14 protein-coding genes and 6 pseudogenes are annotated in these 20,048 nt (G+C 68.8%); 13 read left to right on the top strand and 7 right to left on the bottom strand.

What is annotated here, in order from left to right; translation table 11 throughout:
* The first annotated feature begins 63 nt into the window (after window positions 1-63).
* A complete protein-coding gene (locus ACP4J3_RS11905; protein ID WP_426533230.1) occupies window positions 64-777 on the top strand; it encodes a hypothetical protein in 714 nt (237 codons plus the stop codon).
* Between the two features lie 312 nt (window positions 778-1,089).
* Window positions 1,090-2,065 (top strand): annotated as a pseudogene (locus ACP4J3_RS11900) (integrase core domain-containing protein).
* 70 nt (window positions 2,066-2,135) lie between these two features.
* Here the strand turns inward: ACP4J3_RS11900 and ACP4J3_RS11895 are convergent.
* Both ACP4J3_RS11895 and ACP4J3_RS11890 read right to left on the bottom strand, forming a co-directional pair.
* Window positions 2,136-3,224, bottom strand: a complete 1,089-nt coding sequence (locus tag ACP4J3_RS11895) for a class I SAM-dependent methyltransferase (RefSeq protein WP_426533228.1) — start codon at window positions 3,222-3,224, stop codon at window positions 2,136-2,138.
* Window positions 3,221-4,048, bottom strand: a pseudogene (locus tag ACP4J3_RS11890) (glycosyltransferase); the annotation flags it as partial. The gene ACP4J3_RS11895 and the pseudogene ACP4J3_RS11890, both read right to left, overlap by 4 nt.
* Before the next feature lie 120 nt (window positions 4,049-4,168).
* Between ACP4J3_RS11890 and ACP4J3_RS11885 the strand changes: the two are divergent.
* From ACP4J3_RS11885 to ACP4J3_RS11875, 3 genes and pseudogenes are all read left to right on the top strand, one after another.
* The gene (locus tag ACP4J3_RS11885; protein WP_426533226.1) at window positions 4,169-5,260 is read left to right on the top strand and encodes an integrase core domain-containing protein; all 1,092 of its coding nucleotides are present in this window, start codon (window positions 4,169-4,171) and stop codon (window positions 5,258-5,260) included.
* Window positions 5,257-5,430 (top strand): annotated as a pseudogene (locus ACP4J3_RS11880) (CHC2 zinc finger domain-containing protein); the annotation flags it as partial. The gene ACP4J3_RS11885 and the pseudogene ACP4J3_RS11880, both read left to right, overlap by 4 nt.
* A gap of 10 nt (window positions 5,431-5,440) precedes the next feature.
* Complete coding sequence (locus ACP4J3_RS11875) at window positions 5,441-5,605, top strand: transposase (RefSeq protein WP_426533248.1); 165 nt, start codon at window positions 5,441-5,443, stop codon at window positions 5,603-5,605.
* A 285-nt stretch (window positions 5,606-5,890) separates the two neighbouring features.
* Here ACP4J3_RS11875 and ACP4J3_RS11870 read toward each other — a convergent pair whose 3' ends face one another.
* Window positions 5,891-7,378, bottom strand: a complete 1,488-nt coding sequence (locus tag ACP4J3_RS11870) for a multicopper oxidase family protein (protein ID WP_426533224.1) — start codon at window positions 7,376-7,378, stop codon at window positions 5,891-5,893.
* 1,253 nt (window positions 7,379-8,631) lie between these two features.
* On the opposite strand from ACP4J3_RS11870, the gene ACP4J3_RS11865 reads away from it, so the two are divergent.
* Both ACP4J3_RS11865 and ACP4J3_RS11860 read left to right on the top strand, forming a co-directional pair.
* Complete coding sequence (locus tag ACP4J3_RS11865; protein WP_426533222.1) at window positions 8,632-9,297, top strand: response regulator transcription factor; 666 nt, start codon at window positions 8,632-8,634, stop codon at window positions 9,295-9,297.
* Entirely contained in the window at window positions 9,294-10,598 is a 1,305-nt protein-coding gene (locus ACP4J3_RS11860; RefSeq protein WP_426533220.1) for a sensor histidine kinase, read from the top strand. Before ACP4J3_RS11865 ends, ACP4J3_RS11860 begins: the two co-directional genes overlap by 4 nt.
* A 358-nt stretch (window positions 10,599-10,956) precedes the next feature.
* Here ACP4J3_RS11860 and ACP4J3_RS11855 read toward each other — a convergent pair.
* A pseudogene (locus ACP4J3_RS11855) lies at window positions 10,957-11,315 on the bottom strand (family 43 glycosylhydrolase); the annotation flags it as partial.
* Window positions 11,316-11,653: 338 nt separating this feature from the next.
* Here ACP4J3_RS11855 and ACP4J3_RS11850 point away from each other — a divergent pair.
* From ACP4J3_RS11850 to ACP4J3_RS11840, 3 genes are all read left to right on the top strand, one after another.
* Window positions 11,654-12,373: an IS6 family transposase gene (locus tag ACP4J3_RS11850; RefSeq protein ID WP_426533218.1), complete on the top strand. Its 720-nt coding sequence runs from the start codon at window positions 11,654-11,656 to the stop codon at window positions 12,371-12,373.
* 54 nt (window positions 12,374-12,427) lie between these two features.
* Window positions 12,428-12,907 carry a hypothetical protein gene (locus ACP4J3_RS11845; RefSeq protein ID WP_426533216.1) on the top strand — a complete coding sequence of 160 codons (480 nt, stop codon included), beginning with the start codon at window positions 12,428-12,430 and terminating at the stop codon, window positions 12,905-12,907.
* 231 nt (window positions 12,908-13,138) lie between these two features.
* Entirely contained in the window at window positions 13,139-14,722 is a 1,584-nt protein-coding gene (locus ACP4J3_RS11840) for an ATP-binding protein (protein WP_426533214.1), read from the top strand.
* Window positions 14,723-14,762: 40 nt separating this feature from the next.
* Here ACP4J3_RS11840 and ACP4J3_RS11835 read toward each other — a convergent pair whose 3' ends face one another.
* Window positions 14,763-15,032, bottom strand: a complete 270-nt coding sequence (locus ACP4J3_RS11835; protein WP_426533212.1) for an integrase core domain-containing protein — start codon at window positions 15,030-15,032, stop codon at window positions 14,763-14,765.
* A gap of 221 nt (window positions 15,033-15,253) precedes the next feature.
* Here ACP4J3_RS11835 and ACP4J3_RS11830 point away from each other — a divergent pair, with 221 nt between their 5' ends.
* The 3 genes and pseudogenes from ACP4J3_RS11830 to ACP4J3_RS11820 all read left to right on the top strand — a co-directional run bounded on the left by ACP4J3_RS11830 (window position 15,254) and on the right by ACP4J3_RS11820 (window position 17,733).
* Entirely contained in the window at window positions 15,254-16,876 is a 1,623-nt protein-coding gene (locus tag ACP4J3_RS11830) for a serine/threonine protein kinase (RefSeq protein WP_426533210.1), read from the top strand.
* A gap of 9 nt (window positions 16,877-16,885) precedes the next feature.
* Window positions 16,886-17,448: pseudogene (locus tag ACP4J3_RS11825) on the top strand (transposase); the annotation flags it as partial.
* The gene (locus tag ACP4J3_RS11820) at window positions 17,422-17,733 is read left to right on the top strand and encodes a hypothetical protein (protein ID WP_426533256.1); all 312 of its coding nucleotides are present in this window, start codon (window positions 17,422-17,424) and stop codon (window positions 17,731-17,733) included. The pseudogene ACP4J3_RS11825 and the gene ACP4J3_RS11820, both read left to right, overlap by 27 nt.
* Window positions 17,734-18,338: 605 nt before the next feature.
* Here the strand turns inward: ACP4J3_RS11820 and ACP4J3_RS11815 are convergent.
* Window positions 18,339-19,437: pseudogene (locus tag ACP4J3_RS11815) on the bottom strand (integrase core domain-containing protein).
* Entirely contained in the window at window positions 19,413-19,979 is a 567-nt protein-coding gene (locus ACP4J3_RS11810) for a hypothetical protein (RefSeq protein WP_426533208.1), read from the bottom strand. The pseudogene ACP4J3_RS11815 and the gene ACP4J3_RS11810 overlap by 25 nt, the downstream one beginning before the upstream one ends.
* Window positions 19,980-20,048 lie beyond the last annotated feature (69 nt).

The raw sequence follows: 20,048 nt of genomic DNA, 5'->3' as shown, positions 1-20,048 counted from the left end.
TGGTCTGGATGACCTCCACGCCAGACTTCGTTGGGGATGTACGCCTTGGTGAGGAGTTCACTGATGGCGTTGACCGCTGCGGAGATCGCCGACATTCGGCGCTACGCCCAGGAACTGGCCGACCAGGCGCCCCCACTCACCCCCGAGCAGCGGGACCGCCTGAAAGCCCTGCTCCGGCGCAAGCCGACCGAGTCGAAGCCGATCGCCGCCGAGAAGCGGCCCCCACCAGGCCGGTGTTCCAGCACCAGACCGACAGGGGCCAGCCCATCCCGCACATGCCGAAGGCCCGGCTTCTCGCTCGCCAGCGACCGGGCCCCAACAAAAAAGGACCCCACCACTACGGCAGACGCCAGCAGCGACTTTGACGACATCATCTCGGCGATCTCGACCACCGGCAGCCTCTACCCCGCCGTACTCGAAGCGCGGGCCAAGCTGCAGCGCGAACACCCATCTGGCTACGCCCTCGCCCTCATCGCACACGAGGTGTGGCCGCAACTGTCCGGCGTCGCGAAGGTGCGCGCCCTCGAAATGCTGCTCACCATCTACGTACTGCGCCTCCACGACGAGGAACGCGACGCACGGCTCGGCCGCGAGGCAGCAGCCGGCGTGACGCACCTGGAGACCGACGACCTGGCCATCCTCCATGACGCCGTCGTCGGGGCGGCACCCGTCGGGCCGGACACCGAGATCGACGGCGTATGCGGAAGCGCCCTCATCAACGCGCTCGCCGAACTCGAACTCCTGCAGCACCAGGCGGCCGGACCGGCCACCGGCTGACGACCTCGGCCGCGCCCAGAGCGGGGCGCGGCCACCACCCCTATCCACTCGCGCAGCGGCCCTGACCGCAGGGGGCACCCTCCCGCCTCGCCTCGCAAAACGGATCCCGATGCGCACACGAGAAAGGGATCGGCGCCTACTCCGATCCCCACTCCGACGCCCACAACAGCGCCAACTCAATCCTCGCCCCCGAGTGTAGGCGCCTGGCCTGACGTCCCGGCAAGCGAACAGTGGATGCGCGAACGCGCCCGCCGCGAATTCGTCACGGCCAGCCTTCACAGCCACCTCAAGGACGGCTTACGCCGTGCTGCACTGGAGCGCCAACTCGACGGCCGGAGAGTGCGGTTCGCCCCGAGTGACCGGGTGTTCCTGGCCGCGCTGCTGCACCGGCTCCCGCGCGGTGCTGCGCCGAGCACGGCTGCTGGTGCGCCCGGACACTGTGCTGCACTGGCACCGTTACCTGGTCTCGCGCCGCCACGCGGCCCGTTCCCGGCCCAAGCGTGCGGGTCGGCCGCGTACGGTGCGCTCGATCCGCGTTCTCGTGCTGCGTCTGGCGCGGGAGAATCCCGGGTGGGGATATCGGCGCATCCACGGTGAGCTGCTGGTTGTGGGCGTGCAGGTGGCCGCCTCCACGGTGTGGGAGATCCTGAAGGAGGCGGGGATCGACCCGGTACCCGAGCGGGGTTCCAGCACCTGGACGGACTTTCTGCGCTCCCAGGCCGATACCCTGCTGGCGTGTGACTTCTTCGAAGCAGTCACCCTGTCCGAGGCGCGGCTGTACGTGTTCGCGGTGATCGGGCACGCCGGCCGGCGCATCCGCGTCCTGGGCGCGACGGCGCAGCCAACCGCCTCCTGGGTGGCACAGGCCGCCAGGAACCTCGTCATGGATCTCGAGGGTGCCGGCTGCAGGGCCCGGTTCATGATCCGCGACCGCGACGGGAAGTACCCCGCCCTGTTCGACACCGTCCCCAAGGATGCGGGGATCGAGGTCGTACTCAGCGGGATCCGGATGCCGCGGATGAACGCGCTCATGGAACGGTGGGTGCAGACCTGCCGACGCGAACTGCTGGACCGCACCCTGGTCTGGAACCAGCGCCACTTGCTGCACGCCCTGCGCGAGTTCGAACAGCACTACAACTCCCACCGGCCCCACCAAGGCATCGCAGACGCCCGCCCGCTGCACCCCCTGCCTCCGCCGATCGCCGACCCGGACGCTGTCTCCCACCTCGACATACGACGACGCGACCGCCTCGGCGGCACCCTCCACGAGTACCAGCATGCGGCCTGACCTGCACGGACGAGATTTTCGGCAGGGACAGCGTCAGGGACAGGTGACGCTCACCGCCGGAGCGAGCGCATCAGTCACGGCAGGCCACGACGCGGTACGCGTTGGAGAGGCCCAGGCGCTGGGAGAGGGGCTTGATCGCGTAGCGGTCCAGGAGGGTGCTCAGGAGCAGGGCCGGGACCGTGGCCAGCACCATCGCGCCGCGCAGAGCGCGCTGCGGGGCGTTCGGCGGTTTCGGCAGCCAGGGCAGGTCCTCGTGCGGAGCGGCCGCGTCGAGGGCGAGCCAGGTGGCGGCGAGGAGGTCCACGGGGTCGTGGGGTTCGGCGTGTTGTTCCGCCACCACCGTGAATCCCAGGTCCGTCAGCCGCCGCCTGAGGTTGCCGACCGGGACGAAGTGCAGGTGCTGGGGCTGGAGCCAGGGGAGCCACCAGCGGCCGAGGAGGCGGGCGTAGCGGCTGTCGGGGTCGGGGACCTCGATCAGCAGGTGCCCTCCGGGGCGTACCGCCTGGTGCGCGGCCCTCAGTTCGCTGTCCGGATCCGTGCTGTGCTCCAGGTAGTGGAACATGCTGACGACGTCGTAGTGGGCCGTGAGGTCCGGGGCCAGGGCGGTGAAGCTGCCGCGGTAGCCGCGTTCCACGCGGCCGGCGCGCTGGGCCAGTTCGGCGCCGTCGGTGAAGTCGAGGCCGTCGAAGGCCGTGCCGGGCAGGACGGTGCGGGCCGCCTCGCAGAAGTGGCCGTGGCCCGTGCCGACGTCCAGCCAGTTCTTGGGGGTGAGGTCGAAGGGGAGCAGGGACTCCGCGCGCTGCCGGTACATCGCCGTCCGGCCCGCGAAGGTCCTGCCGAGTTGCTTCTCCCCCAAGCCGTCGTAGAAGTCGCGGTAGTAGAACTCCAGGCCCTCGTCGCTCAGGCGCGGGTTCTGGAACGTGTGCCGGCAGTCCTCGCACTGGTCCAGGACGAAGCGGCCCGGCTTGTGCTGGAGCAGGTCGGTGGTGCGCAGGCGCGTCGTCAGCCGGGGCGAGTCGCACCAGGGGCAGGTCGTCCGGCGCGGTGCGAAGAAGCGGTCCAGGCCGCGGGCCAGGTCGGCCTGGTAGGTCGGGCGGAGGGCCGCGACCTGCTCGGCGCGGGTCGGGGACGCCGAGGTGGGCTCGTGCTCGTCGCTCATTGGGGCTCCTCGGAGGTCGCGCCGGTGGCCAGTCGTTCGAGGTGGGACGCCGCCTCGCAGGCGCCTCCGGCCGTGCGGAACGCGGTGCGGACACGGTCGGCCGCGGTGCGGTAACCGGGTTCGTGGAGTACGGCGTCGACGGCCGCGCCCAGCCGCGCGGCGGTGACCCGGCCGAACCTGACCCTGATGCCCGCCCCCGCCTCGGTCACCTGCCCGGCCACGACGGGCTGGTCGTCGCGGATGGGCGCCACCACGAGGGGGACGCCGTGCCAGAGGGCCTCGCACACGGTGTTGTGGCCCGCGTGGCAGACCACCGCGTCGGCCCTTTCCAGGAGCGGGAGTTGGGGGACGGACGGGCGGATCAGTACGTCCTTGTCGTCTCCGCCCTGGGATTCACCGAGCACCCCCGCCGGATCCACGATCACCGCCTGCACCCGGTCCGCGCGGGCGCGCAGCGCGTTCCGGCACTCGCCCAGAAAGTGGGCCCCCACGTCCGTGTTGGCCGTGCCGAGGGTCACCAGCACAGTGGCGCGGGAGGCATCGAGCCAGTCCCAGGGGAAGCCCGCGGCAGCGGGACGATGCGCGATCGACGGTCCCACGTAGCGGATCTGCTCACCCTTCAGGGCCCCGGGGCCGACGAGTTCCGGGGTGCTGAACGCGAGCACCAGGTGCGGGGAGAACCGCGGATCCGCGGTGCCCGCCGGATCGCCGACGCGGCCCCGCAGGTCGTGCAGCAGCGCGTCCAGCCAGGCCGCGACCTTGGGCATCCCGGCCAGGACGTCGGTGAACTCCGCCGAGGTGGTCGCCGAGGTGGCCCACGGCACTGCGGGTGCCGATAAATCATCCACCCAGGTGGAGGCCTTGATCGACTGGCCCTCAGGCCGCGCTCGCCAACAACTCCGATGTCTTCACGTGGACAGACTCGGACGGCATCATGATCTGTCGTGCTGCTGCGCCTGGCCTACCTCGCTGCGACCAACACCCTGTCACTCCTGCGCCTGCTGCCAATGAGCGACCGGGACAAAGACATCGAGATCCTTGCCCTGCGGCACCAACTGCTCGTACTGCAACGCCAGGTCGGCAAGCCAACGTTCACAGACACCGACCGCGCTGTCCTCGCCGGCCTGCTCCATCACCTCTCGAGAGAGAAGCTGCGCCAGCTCCTGCTGCTGGTACGCCCGGACACAATCATGCGGTGGCATCGCAACCTGCTCAAGCGACGACACGCAGCCACCTGCGTGCCGAAGCGGCGCGGACGCCCACCCACGGTCCGATCCATCCGCGCCCTGGTCCTGCGCCTGGCTCACGAGAATTCCTCGTGGGGCTATCGCCGGATCCACGGCGAGCTCGCGGTGCTGGGCATCAAGGTCGCCGCCTCCACCGTCTGGGAGATTCTCCGCGAGCACGGCATCCCACCTGCGCCCGAACGGCAGAGCACGACCTGGGCCCACTTCCTGCGCAGCCAGGCCGGCGCGCTGCTCGCCTGCGACTTCTTCGAGACCCGCACCCTGACCGGGGCGCGTCTGTACGTCTTCGCCGTCATCGAGCACTCCACCCGGCGCATCCGGATCCTCGGCGCCACCGCGCACCCCACCGCGGACTGGGTCGTGCAACTCGGACGCAATCTCCTCATGGACCTGGAGGACGCGGGCAGCCAGGCCCGATTCCTGATCCGCGACCGCGACGCGAAGTTCACGCAGGCTTTCGACGCCCTGCTGGCCGACGCCGGACTGAGAGTCGTCACCACCGGCATACAAATACCCCGAATGAACTCCATCGTGGAGCGCTGGATACAGACCTGCCGCAGCGAGCTCCTGAACTGCACCTTGATCTGGAACCAGAGCCACCTCCTTCATGTGCTCCGCGAGTTCGAGACCTTCTACAACTGCCATCGGCCGCACCGAGCGCTGAACCAAGCCGCACCACTCCGATCGCTACCCGAACCGATCAGCGTGCCAGCACAGAGCAGGTACCTGGAGGTCCGCCGACGAGACCGACTCAGCGGAATCCTTCATGAGTACCGACGTGCCGCGTGACCAGGCCAGATGATTTATCGGCACCCGCAGACCTTGCAGCCCTGAAGGCGGCGGTGCCGCTCAACGACGTCATCTCTGCATACGTACCGCTCCGCAAGGCCGGGCGCGAGTTCCGGGGAACTTGCCCGTTCTGCGGCGACGAGAGCGGTCGATTCTCCGTGAACAGCAACAAGGGCGTTCATCGACACAGGGCACAGCAACGCCAAGAGCGAAGGCATCAACCGCGTCATCAAGCTCGTCGCTCCCAACGCCTTCGGTTTTCGCAACGCCGACGACCAACGGCTACGGGCACAGTGCGTCACCACACGCCGGGCCCGCGGACACCTCCGCACCGCTCAACTCTGAAGACCAGGATTACGGTCATCCCCATGGCCTCGCTGATGCCGCTGCTGCTGTAGAGCTGGGTGCCACAGACGACCTGGCACGGCTCGAAGCCCTCCCGAACCCCGACCAGCACGTTCCCGTCCCCGCGAGCAGCACCACCGTGCCGGGGCCCTTGAAATCCGGCGCCCGCACTACGCGACAGCTGGGCCATCAGCGTGCCCATCCCCAACCCGGACGACCGAAACGGCCCGCCGAAAGAACCGACGGGCCGTCACGAAGGATCGAGGCTGGATCAAACGCGCAGGCTCATCCAGTGCGGCCGGCGGCAACGACGTTCACGTAGCCCATCATTCCGTTGTCCTCGTGTCCAGTGATGTGGCAGTGAAACATCCATATCCCGGTGAAGTCCGTAAAGCGGATCCGGATCACTACTTTGCCAGCTTTTCCATCGACCGCGTGGGGAACGCTCACGGTGTCCATGTAGTCGGCGGGAGGCTGGGCGCGGCCGTTCACACTGAGGACCTGGAACGGTGCGACATGGAGATGGAACGGATGATCGTGGCCACTCGTGTTGGTGAGCGTCCATTCTTCGACTGTTCCGAGTGTGGCCGGTTTCTTGAAAGTCGGCGTCTTGTGGTCGAACAGCTTGCCGTTGATCCAGAAGTTGTTGCCGCCGTCGTCGCTCAGGGCAATGCTTCGGGATTGGGCGATGGGGTCTTCGGACAGATCGGGTTCGGATCCGCGAAGCGGTCCGGCGATCTGAGGCGAGGTGGCCATGCCCGACGGTCCCCCAGTGGCAGCCGACCCCGCGTTCCCGCTGCCCTGATGGACATTGACCTTCATGAGGGGGGTGTCGGGGTAGACGTCGCCGTCGTCCGGCGACCCGGCCTCGTGGTGGAGGGTTCTGAGCCAGGTTGATCCGGGGGCTCCGGCGGTCACCAGGACGTCGAAGCGTCCGCCGGGCGGAACCAGAAGGTGCTTTACCCGGGTCGGCGCCGCGGAGGGAGTCCCGTCCTGGTTGATGACGGTGAAGGTGCCGCCGCCGAGCTGGAGATCGTAGACGATGGCGTATCCTTCATTGGCTATTCGCCACAACTGGGTTTCACCGGCTTTCACGTTCAGCGTGGGCCGGTACTGACCGTTGACCAGGCGGACCGTCGGCGATGCGGGCTCCAGGACCCCGTCCGGGTAGACGATCGAGCTGGATTCGCTGATCTGGGCGTCCTTGAGCGCCAGGGTATGAGCGGTGATCCCGCGGTAGGCCGGCGGCAATGTTGTGCGACTGTCCCCGACAATGATTGTTCCCGACAGCCCCGCCCCGATCTGACTCTCGGTTCCATTGCAGCGAGCCTTCGCTGGGGCAGAGGACATATCCATCCCCGGCATCGACTCGCCGTCCTTGGAGGACATCTTCATCCCTGGCATCGGCTTGCCGTCCCTGGTGCACATTTCATGGTCGTGGTACCAGTAAGTCCCGGGTGCCTGGTTCGCGGGAATGTCGAGATGGTAGGTCAGAGTCTGGCCAGGCTTGGCGGACAGCATGATGTTGTCCGCGCTTCCCTTCGGGGACAGGTGCATCCCGTGGTAATGCAAATTAGTTGACGTATCAAGTTTGTTTTTCAGTTTCAAAGTGACACGCTGGCCAGGGACCGCATGGAGGGTCGGCCCGACGAGGCTTCCGTTGTAGGTCTGCGCGAGCACCTTCTTGCCCGAGATCATCACCTCCTTCTGGGCCGCCGTCAGCTGAACCGTCACATCCCCGGGGGTTGCGGTGTTGAGGTCGGGCGGTTCCACCAGCGCAGCTCCGGGAACCATTCCAGCCGCCTGCTGTTTGGTAGTCGGAAGTGGCTTGCCAGCCGCCGAGTTTGTTTTTCTTCCACTGGCCGCTGAGTTTGGCTTTGCGCCCACGCAGCCTGCGAGGCAGGAAACCAGGAGAGTGGCCCCGACAGCGAGGACTCCGAGGCGGGCGATGGGCGATCGACTCGCGGTCGAGCGTGCGGTCAACAAACTATTCCTCTCTGGGTGTACCTGCTGAATGGGGAGCAATAAGCCCCAGGTTGGACCACTGATCTAAGCCACGCCCCGGGGCCGGGTGGGCATGGCCGAACCTGGCGTCAGGCACAGCAGTGGCCCGTGGAAGCAAGATCCAAGGCCCGAGATGCAGTGGAGCCCGTCGCCGCGAGTGCGGTGACCGGCCCCACTGCCATGTACCGCCCGTCGCCTCCGTCCTCCGGCCTTCACCACGCCCGCTCCCCACCCTGCGTGCTCCACTCGTGCACAAACGACTGCACGATCCGCGCCCCTCCTCGGCTCCACTCCATGACGGCCCTGAATACTTGCTGAGGAACCCTGAGGATTTGATGAGGGCGGACCGCGGGCGCCGTCCGCGGCCCGGTTGTGACGCACAGCCGCGTGCGAGTAGTGGTGGCCAGGGATGACCCGGTGCGGTCCACCGGGACCTGATCCGGCCGGGCTGCGGAGCCATGCTTCGGCAGCGGGTCGGGCCCCAGGCTCGTCGGGCCGGATTGCCGGCTCTCGCACTGGCGGCGACCCTGGCGGCCGGTACCGCGGTCGGGCAGCGGCGGACTCGGGCGTGCGGCACCACCAGCTCACCACACTCCCCGGCCCGGATGACGCGAGTCGCGCGACGAACCCGGTGGGTCCGGCGTCAGGGCGGCGGCAGGCGAGGGCGGCGGAGCTCACCGAATGCTCAGGTTTCCCCTGTGATGATCGTGCGTGTCGGTAGCAGCGGCCTCCGGTCCCCCACGGACGGAGAGTCGCGCCGCCGGCACTTTCGGTCCGGAGCCGTTGGCGGTCGTGGGCCGATGAGTGGCGGTGCCTTCCGATGCGACGTTCCCCCTGGTCATCGGAGAGGCACTGCCCACCCCGCCCCAGGGTTCGACGTGGGCTGGGAGACCCGTCGATGGTGGAGAGGTTCAGCGGCGACGACAGGGTTCAGCGGTGACGACAGGAAGCCACCGGAGCCTGTGAGCGCATTCATGTCCTCGCCGACGCCTCAGCACCTGTCGACGCCTATCCTGGCCGACATGCGCGTACTGGTGGTCGAGGACGACGATGACCTGCGGTTCGCCGTGGCTGCCGCACTGCGCGGCGGGGGGCTGGCCGTCGACGAGGCCGGGGACCTCCCCGCCGCCGACGAGGCGCTGTACATCACCGGCTACGACTGTGTCGTCTTCGACCGGATGCTGCCGTCCGGCGACTCCGCGGAGTACGTGCACCGGATGAGGGCGGACGGCAGCACCGTACCGGTCCTCTTCCTCACGGCGCGCGACTCCGTCGCCGACCGCGTCGAGGGCTTCGCCACCGGCGGCGACGACTACCTGGTCAAGCCGTTCGCCGTCCCGGAGCTGGTCGCCCGGGTGCGGAACCTGTGCCGGCGAACCACCGTAGTCCGGCCGTCGGTGGTCCGCTGTGGCGGACTGCAGGTCGACTCGGCCCGACGCACGGTCCACCGCGACGACGTCCTGCTGACGCTCACCGTCAAGGAGTTCGCCGTGCTGGAAATCCTCGCCACCCGGCCCGGCGAGGCCGTACGGCGCACCGAGCTCATAGAGCGCTGCTGGGACGAGCTGACCGAGCCGAACTCCAACGTGGTCGAGGTCCTGGTCTCCCAGCTGCGTCGCAAGCTGGGCGATCCGCCGCTGATCCACACCGTGCGCGGGATCGGGTACCGGCTGGAGCCCCCGGCATGAGACTGCGCGTCGCAGCGGGCCGGGCACGCCGCCGGACGCCGCCGACGCCGACCGGCCGGATCCACCGGATGCGACGACGCATCACCCTGCTCTTCACCCTCGTAAGCGCGCTCGGCCTGATCGGCATGACGGTCTTCGCGGTGCACGCTGACGGCGCGTCCTGGCGCGACCAGGTCGACTCCGACCTGCAGACGCGGACCAGCGACATCGCCGCCGGCCTCACCCCTGATGAGGACGGTGTCCTCGCATACCCGGCCCCGAAGGACGGTGGGTACGACTGTCCCCCGGTGACCCTGTTCACCGCTGGTGGGGGGCACCTGTCCCGCGTGGTCCCACCGCGCCGGCCCTGCCTGGCCGTCCCCGCCGAGGCCCTGCAGGAGGTCGCTGCCGAGGCCGCCCGGGAGGAACACGGCGCCATGAGCACCGCGACCACACCGGAGGGCCGCCGGCTGCGCTTGTCCGCCGAGCCCGTCACCGGACCGGCCGGCACCACGGACGCCGTGGTGGTCGCGGCCGTCGACACCTCCGGGCACCTGGACAGCCACAGGCGGCTGACGCTGTTCCTCACCATCGCCTGTGCGGTCCTGGTAGCCGTTTCGGCCATGGCCGGCCGCTGGCTCGCCGGACGCGCCGTCCGGCCGGCGCTCACGGCACTCGACCAGCAAGAGGCCTTCTTCGCCGACGCCGCCCACGACCTGCGCACCCCCGTCACCTCGATGCGGCTGCTCGCCGAGACCGGCCTGCGCGGGGAGGCGGACAGCCACGAAGTGCTGCGCCGCACACTGCGCCAGTCCACCCGGATGAGCGAGCTGGTCGACGACCTGCTCACCCGCGCCCGGCTGATGGCCGGCGCCGTCCCGCTGGATCGGGAGCCACTGCGGCTCGACCAGCTCGTCGATGCCGTCGTCGCCGACACCCCGGCACACGGGCACTGGGTGGCCGTCCGGGCCGAAGCCGTGGTCGTCCTCGCCGACGCGGGACTGCTGCGCCGTGCCATCGCCAACCTGCTGGGCAACGCGCTCACCCACGGCCACACCCCGGGTGAGCCCGCCGACGTCGAGATCACCGTCACCGTGGACGGCACCGTCACGGTCGACGACGCGGGCCCGGGCATACCGCCAGGCCAGGCGAAGTCCCTGTTCGAACGCTTCCACAGCGGTTCCGGCTCCAGCGGCCTCGGGCTGTCCATCGCCGCCTGGGTGGCCCACGCGCACGGCGGCTCGCTCACCGTCGTCCCCAGTGCCCGCGGCGGGTCCCGGTTCCTCCTGAGCGTGCCCGTCCGGGGCCAGAAGCGGCCCTGACGCAGCGCCCGTGCCCTGGTGGGAACGCCTCACCGAATCCTCAGGTTCCTCGGGGCAGGCTTCCCGCGGTCCCCCGAACAGCAGGCCCCGAGCAAAGGACGTTCACCACCGGTTCTACGAGACTGGGTCGGAGGCACGCGGAGCGAGGAATCGGTTTCATGGCCCGGATGCGGGAACACATGGTCGGCGATGTGGAGGCCGAGCGGTTCCAACTCCAGTCCCTCTGGTACGGGCCCAGCCAGCATGGTGGACCCCGCTCGAACGGGACGCCCGGCGCAAATTCGGTGACGCACTGCGCCACTCGTACCGCCGCGATTCACTGACGTACGAACTCACGGGTCTCAACGTCAGCTTGCTGGGTGCCGTTCGCCCCGCAGTACGGCATGCCTCTCTGCCCGGCGGAGTAGTACAGGTACCAGTGGCCGTCGGAGAAGTGGATCTCCGGGGCCCAGATGTTGGAGTTGCGGCTGGGAGTGGTGTCCGACCAGATCTGCACGCTGGGGGCGGTGGCGAGGCCGGCGAGGGTGGGCGACTTGCGCATGCCCAGGACACCGGTGACGTCGTCGTGACGAGGTAGTAGTTGCCGTCGTAGTACTCCACCAGGGATCGGCGCCCTTCACCGACTTGAGCGGGTTCGTATACGGGCGGCCGTCCACTGCGGACGCGGGGCCCCTGTGCGAAGGCCAGGGCCGTGAGCAGGGCCACGGCGCCGGTCAACCACACCCTGAGATGGTGGAGGAGCACGGTACTTTTTTCCGGGTTCGCTGTGTCGAGCGTTGAGGAGGTTCGCGAACGTCGCCGCGGCGAACTCGGGCGTACGGGGAAGGGCCATGCGGAGGGCCCGGGAGCAAAGGAAAGGGATGCCGGCGCCTCAAGGGGAGGGCCGGCATCCCTGTCGCTGTCGGGTCAGTTCGTCACGCGGAAGGTGGCGTCGCTGCGTCCGGCTCCATCGAACATCTGATCCAGCCCCGGCAGCGAGGTGAACGAGAGGTGCTGTCACGTTGGCTGAGCGGGTGGGATGATCTCGCGTTGATCATGGTGGAGGGGGATCGTCTGTGGGGAGCGCGTCGCCGTCGTACAAGGGTCACCGGTACCCGGTCGAGGTGATCTCCCACTGCGTGTGGCTGTACTTCCGGTTCCCGCTCAGCTTCCGTGAGGTTGAGGAGCTGATGCTGGAGCGCGGCGTGATCGTCTCCTACGAAACCATCCGCCGCTGGTGTGTGAAGTTCGGGCAGCAGTATGCCAATGCGCTGCGCCGCCGCCAGCCCCGGCCTGGTGACAAGTGGCACCTGGACGAGGTCTTCGTCACGATCAACCGCGAGCGGAAGTACCTCTGGCGGGCTGTCGACCAGGACGGCATGGTGCTGGACATCCTGGTGCAGAACCGGCGGGACAAGACCGCGGCCAGGCGATTCTTCCGTCGTCTGGTGAAGAGGACCCGTACGGTGCCGCGGGTGGTCGTCACGGACAAGCTCCGCTCCTACGGCGCCGCTCACCGCGAGGTCATGCCCTCGGTCGAGCACCGCTCGCACAAGGGGCTGAACAACCGGGCGGAGAACAGCCACCAGCCAACGAGGCAGCGTGAACGTGCGATGAAGGGCTTCCGCTCCGCTGGAGGGGCGCAGCGGTTCCTGTCCGCGTTCAGCGGGATCTCACCGCACTTCCGGCCCCGCCGCCACCTGATGGCCGCCCCCGACTACCGAGCCGAGATGAGCATCCGCTTCGCCATCTGGCAGCAGGTCACATGCACCGCCGGTCTGTCCACCATGGGCTGAGCACAGGCCCCACCATGCCCCGACACGCCATCAGAGACCCACACACTCAACAACGTGACAGCGCCCCTGCGTACTCTCGGCCACCGGGCCGACTCCACCCGGGTACCCGAGGCCGCCCGCGCGACGTACCTGGCCGACCGGTTCGAGGAGATCCGCCTGGCCGCCGCCCTCACCCATCGCATGGCCGTCCGTCCCGACGCGGCGGATGACGGTGACGGCGAGGGAGCGCAGCCGCCGGAACGAAACGCCGCGCTGTGCGCCGCTTTCGACGAGGCTGCGGCCGGGTGGCCCGGAGGCGGCCAGGCCCTGGTCGCAGCTCTGGCCGTCGCCGATCCGTACGCCACACCGCCAGTCCTCGAGGAGCTTTCCGGTCATGTCGACGCGACAGTGGCCGAGGAGGCGCGGCGTGCTCTGCGTGCCCTCCGGGCCGAGGCGCACGCCAGGCCCACCGGCCGGGCGAAGGGCGCTAAGACAGCCTCGCGAGGCAGGCCGCAGGCCGGGAAACGGTCGAAGAAGAAGCGCAAGAGGCACTGATTCCGCACGGTCGGTGTCGGTGGACGTGTCCGCAGGAGCCGGACCGGCGTCGGCTCTGATCCGTACCGCGGATATCACCCGCGCACGCGTGGGGTGGTGTCACCACGCCTCGGACCGCGTCGACGAGCCCGGAACACGGAAGCCGTGGATTCGCGACGGCTCCGCCGTGGCAGACCCCCGACGTCCCACGGCGCCTGAAGGTTGTCGGTGCCGTCGGCTAGCGTGCGAGGTATGCGCTACTTCAACACGGCAGGGCCGTGCCTCCCCACGCGCCACTACATGCTGTCGGCCCAGGAGCGGCTGCCGCAGGCCCGCGAGATCGTGGACCAAGGCCAGTACTTCGTGGTGCACGCGCCCCGGCAGACCGGCAAGACCACGGCGCTGGCGGCGATGGCCCGGGACCTGACGGCCTCGGGCCGGTACGCGGCGCTGCGTTTCTCCTGCGAGATGGCCGAGGCCGCGGATCAGGACATCGAGCGGGCGGAGCTGCTGGTGCTGAGCGCGATCCGGCAGTCCGCCGAGGCGGCCGGGCTGCCGGACGAGCTGGCTCCCCCGAGCCCGTGGCCGGATGACGCGCCCGGGGCCCGGCTCAAGCGGGGACTGATGGAGTGGGCGCGAAGCTGTCCGCTTCCGCTGGTGCTGGTCTTCGACGAGATCGACGCGCTGCAGGGGCAGAGCCTGCGCAGTGTGCTGCGTCAGCTGCGGGACGGCTATACCGACGTACGCGATCAGTTCCCGCACGCGGTGGCGTTGTGCGGGCTGCGGGACGTGCGTGACTACAAGGCGGCCTCGGGCGGGGATGCGGGCAGGCTGGGGACGTCAAGTCCGTTCAACATCAAGGTCGCTTCGCTGCGGTTGGGTGACTTCACCGAGGCCGAGGTCGCCGAGCTGTACGGGCAGCACACCACGGAGACCGGTCAGGAGTTCACCCTGGACGCGGTCCGGCGCGCCTTTTGGTGCACGCAGGGCCAGCCCTGGCTGGTCAACGCGCTGGCTTATGAGATCACCAGTCGGATGCGGGTTTCGCTGTCGGAGCCGGTCACGCCCGAGCACGTGGACGAGGCGAAGGAGCGGCTGATCCTGGCCCGGGCGACGCATCTGGACTCGCTGGCCGCGCGCCTGGGCGAGGACCGGGTGCGCCGGATCGTCCAGCCGTTGATCGCCGGTGAGCTGCTGCTGCCGACGGACACCTACGACGACGACCTGGCCTACGTGCGCGACCTGGGCCTTGTCGCCCCGGACACGCCGGTGCGGGTGGCCAACCCGATCTACAAGGAAGTCATCGTCCGCGTCCTGGGAAACAACACGGAGAGCCAGGTCGTCGACGCCCCGAGCAGCTTCCGGCTGGCGGACGGCCGGATCGACATGGACAAGCTGTTGCATTCGTTCGCGGAGTTCTGGCGGGAGAACGGCGAGATCCTGGCCACCGCCTCGACCTACCCGGAGGCCGCGGCGCAGCTGGTGTTGATGGCTTACCTGCACCGGATCGTGAACGGGGCGGGCTTCATCGACCGGGAGTACGGGGTCGGCCGCCGCCGGGTCGACCTGCTGATCCGTCAGCCCTACACCGCTGCCGACGGTTCGCGGACGGTGCAGCGCGAGGCGCTGGAGCTGAAAGTGTGGCGCCAGGGCCGCACCGACCCCCTCGCCGAGGGACTGGCACAGTTGGACGACTACCTGGACCGCATGGAGCTGCCCACAGGCACCCTCGTCGTCTTCGACACCCGCCCGCAGGCAGCCCCGGTCCACGAGCGCACCGCCTTCTCGCAGCAGACCACGCCCTCCGGGCGCACCGTCACCCTGCTGCGCGCCTGACGGCCGGGAGTGCCCTTGCCGGAAACCTCATCCGGCCTGGTCACGCAGCATGATGGTACTCGTGAAGGAGGCCGCCGAGTCGGTCGGCTCGATGTATGTCGAGGCAGGCGCTTTCGTCCGGATCGGTGATCGGTTCGGGGAGCGGGTGCAGCGGGCGGGCGTTCGCGATGCCCTGGTGCGGCCGGTGCTCGTTATAGAACTGCTCGAACTCCCGCAGTGTGTGGATGAGATGGTGCTGGTTCCAGATCAGGGGGCGGTCCAGCAGTTCACGGCGGCAGGTCTGCACCCATCTCTCCACGATGGAGTTCATGCGGGGGATCCGGATGCCGCTATCGGCACCACCAGCTATCAGTAGCAGAACCAGGAGCCCTGACTTGGATCTGCTGATCCGACGACGACCGTGCCGTCCGCTTCCTGGATCGTGAATCAGCGGGCAGAGCCTGCCATCGCCTCTGGCTGCGCAGGTGAGTCGATACGATTGAGCACCACTTTTGGCGTATGCGTGCTGTCGATCACCAGGGGGAAGCATCCGTGTCCAGCCGTGTTCAGTCGGTGCAGCAAGGTGATCCGCGTCGTGTCGGCCCCTATCGCGTCGTGGGGCGGCTCGGGTCCGGCGGCATGGGCACCGTGTATGCCGCGCTCAGTGGTGCTGGGGAGCGGATGGCTGTCAAGGTCGTGCATCCGGCGCAGGCCGCAGACGACGAGTTCCGTGCTCGGTTCCGGCGGGAGGTCCAGCTGTCACAGCGCGTAGCGGGACCCTGCCTGGTCCCGGTGCTCGATGCCGACCCCGATGCGCCCAGTCCGTGGCTTGCCACCGCTTTCATACCCGGTCCCACCCTCGACCAGTACGTGGCCGCCAGCGGTCCCCTGGCCGGGGCCCGCCTGTACGCCTTGGCCGCCGGTACCGCAGCCGCACTCTCTGCGGTCCACGAAGCCGGCGTCGTCCACCGGGATGTGAAGCCCCAGAATGTCATCCTGGCCCCTTCCGGCCCGATGGTGCTGGACTTCGGCATTGCACATGCCTTGGACGGTACTTCCGTCACCCGCACTGGCGTGATGACGGGCACGCCGGGCTGGATCAGCCCTGAGCATTACCGCACCGGCACGGTCGGACCAGAGGGCGATGTGTTCGCCTGGGGTGCCCTGGTCGCCTACGCGGCAACAGGGCGTCTTCCCTTCGGCAGCGGTGCTGCCGACGCCGTGGCCTTTCGTGTCCTGTCCGCCGAGCCCGACCTCGACGGCATGGGCGATGATCTGTGCCAGCTGGTGGAGAGGGCCCTGTCGAAGGAACCCTCCGGTCGGCCAGCGGCCTCCGAACTCTCGGAAGTGTGTGGTGAGTTGCTTGCCAGCCAGACCACGGCCGTCACCGGGCCCGCAGGTCTGCCTCAGCCGACGCTGATAGCCGACCTGGTCGGACTCAACTGGGATCTGCCGTCCGACGAGCCGATCTGGCCTGCCCCCTCGAAACGCACCAGCCGCACTCGCCTGTACCTGGCGGTCGTCGCAGCCGCTGCCCTCGTGGGGAGCCTCGGCGGCGTCCTCGTCGCCACGCAGTCATCCACCGCCGCGCGGAGACCAGCCTCCGCACCCGGTGGTCAGGGAACCCCGGCCGCCGGCCTCACGCCTGCAGCGCAGCACTCCGCCAGCCCTGAAACCGGCCCCGCGCTGACCGCCTCCGACGTACCGTCGTCCTCCTCGCCGAGCCCTCGTTCTTCTACTGCCCCCTCCCCCGCTTACACCCACAGCGACAGCACTCAGCCCACCGTTAAGGAATGGGCCGCCGCCCGAGTGCCGGCCACACAGGCGGAGAAAGCCGCCGCGCAGCGCCTGCGCGATGGCGCAGCTCCCGTCCTTCAAGGGCAGCAGTACATGGGCGACCAGGTGACCGTCACGTTCAATCCCTCGGCACAGACGATGTTCGTCACCTTTGGCCCTGGCATCTACCCCGAAGGGCAGAGCTACCAGGACGATGCCGCCTGGACCGACATCGTCCGCGGTCTGATGTTCGGCAGCTGCGCAGAAGCCCAGCAGGACTTTCACGACGACATCGCCTGGCCCTACGGTCGCGCCGCTGTCGTCTACCGCGAGTCGATGGCAAGCCCCCTCATCGCCGACTTCCGAGAGGTCACCCACACCGACAGCTGCCGCGTATAGCCGCACGCGCCGCCGCGGAAACGCGCCGCGCCACAAGCCCACGCTCGTCGACCCCGCGACCACCTCCGCGCCCGCCGCGCCGCAGGCCCCGCCGTCCCCGTCCAGCAACTCTTCCGCGAGATCCGGGAGCAGGGCTACACCGGCAGTCTCAACCTCCTCTACAAGTACGTCACGCAGGCTGCATCGAGGGCAAACGGCCGGTCACCACCCCGCAGCGCTTTACCCGCCTCCTCCTGTCCCGCCCGGAGAACCTCCGTGACAAGGACGCGGCATTCCTGCGGGAACTCACCTCCTCCTGCCCCGAGCTGGGCGAACTCGCCCGCCTCGCGGGAGAGTTCGCCCAACTCCTCTCCCCGGCCCAGGGCAACGACGCCAAGCTCACCAAGTGGATCGCCCAGGCCGGTGCCACTGACCTGCCCCACCTGCACTCCTTCGCCAACGGGCTGGAACTCGACCGAGGCGCCGTCGACGCAGGCCTGACCCTGCCGTACCACAACGGCCGCACCGAAGGCGTCAACACCCGCACCAAAATGATCACGAGGCAGATGCACGGGAGGGCCGGCTTTCCCCTGGGCCCGAAGACCATCACCGACACGCTGAACCAGTTGCTCGGCTATCTGACCTGGCGGGACACCAAGGCGGCCGTGCTGTTGTTCGTCCGGGACAAGGCGTTCTCGGACATCGTCACCAAGGCGCTGGACCGACTGGAGGCGCACCCCAACTTCAAGCGGCGGGGCTCCACCGACGACTTCGGAACCCGACACGACTTCATCTTCCACGTCGACGGCGACCCCTCCCGCGAAGTCAGGCTGGCCTTCCTCCCCTTCCATCTCCGCCCGCTCGGCGCGGGCGACTGAGGCGAGCCAAAGTCAGCACACCGTTCGCCGGACTGTCGTCCGCCCCGTCGAACTGATCAAGAGCCATACGCGCAGACCGGCTAGCGAACGGCAGAGGCTGCCTGCCCAAGGACATCCGCGGCGTCATGGCCCGCGCCGCCCAGCTCGGCGGCGCGGGTCATGACGATCCTCCGCGAGGTCGACGCGATCGACATCCGGCGCCGAGAGCGCATGGTCGACCTCGCCCGCGAACAGCTGGACCACAACCTCGGCGGCAAGCGCATCACGATCCGATCAGCCAACCCTCTCGCGCCACGCGCGGATCCCGTCCGAGCGCGGCGCGAGAGGGCTCTGCGGGAACGGTTACCCTGGAATCAGAGGTTCTTGCCCGCCGACAGGCGGCGCAAGGGGCTCCGGCCGCCGCCACTCCGCGCGACGGGAGGAGGTGGTGTCGTGAGGCTGCGAGCTGAAACGAAGATCCTCAAGGCCAAGGCCGAGTGCTCACTTAGGCGCGCAGTCACAGCCTTCAATACCTTGAGGGAAGACGACGGACGAGCCACCGAGGTCCTGCTCACAACCCAGCATGCCTTCGAGATTGTGCGTGCCGAGAATCATGTCCGTGCAGGTCAAGCGGCGTGCTGGTACTCGTGGATCACTCCGCCGAGGCGGTCGTGTCGACGTATGTCGAGGCGAGCGATCTCCCTGGGGTCGGTGATGGTTTCGGGGAGTGCGCGCAGCGGCGCGGCTGCCTGCAGGGAGCGGTGGGTGCGGTGCTCGTTGTAGAACCGCTCGTACTCGCTCAGGGCATGGCGCAGGTGGTGAGCGTTCCAGATGAGGGTGCGGTCGAGGAGCTCGCGGCGGAGGCTGAGCACCCATCTCTCCATAATCGAGTTCATCCTTGGCATGCGGACGCCGGTGAACACGCTCTGGATGCCGACGTCGGCGAGGATCTCGTCGATCAGGGCAGGGTACTTCGCGTCGCGGTCGCGGATCAGGTAGGCGGCGTGCGCGCCCACGTCCTCAAGGTCCATGACGAGGTTCTTGACCGCCTGGGTCACCCAGCCCGCGGTGGGGTGCGCGGTGGTGCCCAGGACGCGGATGCGGCGGGTTGCGTGCTCGATGACGGCCAGGATGTACTGCCGCTGCCCGGTCAGGGTGATGGTTTCGATGAAGTCCATGGCCAGCAGGGCGTCGGCCTGGGAGCGCAGGAAGCCGGCCCAGGTGGTGGCGGTCCGTTCCGGCGCCGGGTCGACGCCCTCGGCCTTGAGGATCTCCCAGACGGTGGACGGGGCGACCGTGATGCCGAGCACGGCCAGTTCCCCGTGGATACGGCGGTAGCCCCAGCCGCTGTTCTCGCGGGCCAGGCGCAGGACCAGCGCCCGGATCGAGCGGACGGTGCGCGGCCGTCCGGGCCGCTCGGGGCGGCAGATGCGGGCGTGCCGCTGCTTCACCAGGTTGTGGTGCCACCACAGCACCGTGTCCGGACGTACCAGAAGCCGGAGACGACGCAGCACCTGGCGCGGCAGCGGTGCCAGGAGCGCGGCGAGGAAGGCCCGATCCTCGGGGGCAAACTTCACCCTTTTCGGACCGAGTTGGCGCTCAAGGACCGTGATCTGGTGGCGCAGGGCCAGGGATCTCAGCGTCCTTGGCGCGGTCGCTCATCGGGAGCAGCCAGAGCGCGGCGAAGGCATTCGACACGGTCAGATAGGCGAGACGCAGGAGCACGAGTGGTCATCATGCCGTGGCAACTGGCAGCGGCCGCAAGCGGGATGACCTGCGCGGACGAGATTCTCGGCACGCACAGAGTCCTCCTCGGCGATCATGGCCAACAGGGCGTCGTCCCGGTGCACCACGCCCGGTGCCGTTCGCTGTTCGATGGCCGCGAGTAGCCGCCTGCGGTCGGCCAGGGCCACGAGCGTCATGCTGGTCGTGATGTGTGTCCCGTCGGCGCCGACCAGCGTCAGTGCCCACATGGGTGGGCGTCTGCTCAGCGCCTTTGCCGACACCGACTGGAGTTGGTCCGTGCTGATCGAGACGTTGCGGAGTGGCTGTCGCACGGTGACCGTGTCGGCGGTGACGGTGACGACTAAGAGTCGGCGAAGGATCACGAGGGCGGCAAGGACGAACGCCGTGCCACCGACCAGGATCCATCGGTCAACAGTGTTGCCGGACACGGCCGCCTTGAATGCGAGGAACGAGATGAAGAGGGAGAAGACCTTCGCCCCGGGCCAGAAGCTGGGGCGGACGGTAACGACGTCTGAGGTCATGTTCACAAGGCTCGCTCGAGGCGTCTGACGGGGAGGCTGACACTCTGTCGCCGCCGCCACGACGGGTGC

The sequence above is a fragment of the Streptomyces sp. UG1 genome (assembly GCF_049974585.1).
Lineage (GTDB): Bacteria > Actinomycetota > Actinomycetes > Streptomycetales > Streptomycetaceae > Streptomyces.
Note: the sequence above shows the minus strand (reverse complement) of the source record. Positions and strands in the feature narration are given on the sequence as shown.

Coding starts and splice junctions, on each gene's coding strand:
- ACP4J3_RS11905 (WP_426533230.1), top strand. CDS start 64: ATGGCGTTGACCGCTGCGGAGATCGCCGACATTCGGCGCTACGCCCAG.
- ACP4J3_RS11895 (WP_426533228.1), bottom strand. CDS start 3,224: ATGAGCGACGAGCACGAGCCCACCTCGGCGTCCCCGACCCGCGCCGAG.
- ACP4J3_RS11865 (WP_426533222.1), top strand. CDS start 8,632: ATGCGCGTACTGGTGGTCGAGGACGACGATGACCTGCGGTTCGCCGTG.
- ACP4J3_RS11860 (WP_426533220.1), top strand. CDS start 9,294: ATGAGACTGCGCGTCGCAGCGGGCCGGGCACGCCGCCGGACGCCGCCG.
- ACP4J3_RS11840 (WP_426533214.1), top strand. CDS start 13,139: ATGCGCTACTTCAACACGGCAGGGCCGTGCCTCCCCACGCGCCACTAC.
- ACP4J3_RS11835 (WP_426533212.1), bottom strand. CDS start 15,032: ATGAACTCCATCGTGGAGAGATGGGTGCAGACCTGCCGCCGTGAACTG.
- ACP4J3_RS11820 (WP_426533256.1), top strand. CDS start 17,422: ATGCACGGGAGGGCCGGCTTTCCCCTGGGCCCGAAGACCATCACCGAC.
- ACP4J3_RS11810 (WP_426533208.1), bottom strand. CDS start 19,979: ATGACCTCAGACGTCGTTACCGTCCGCCCCAGCTTCTGGCCCGGGGCG.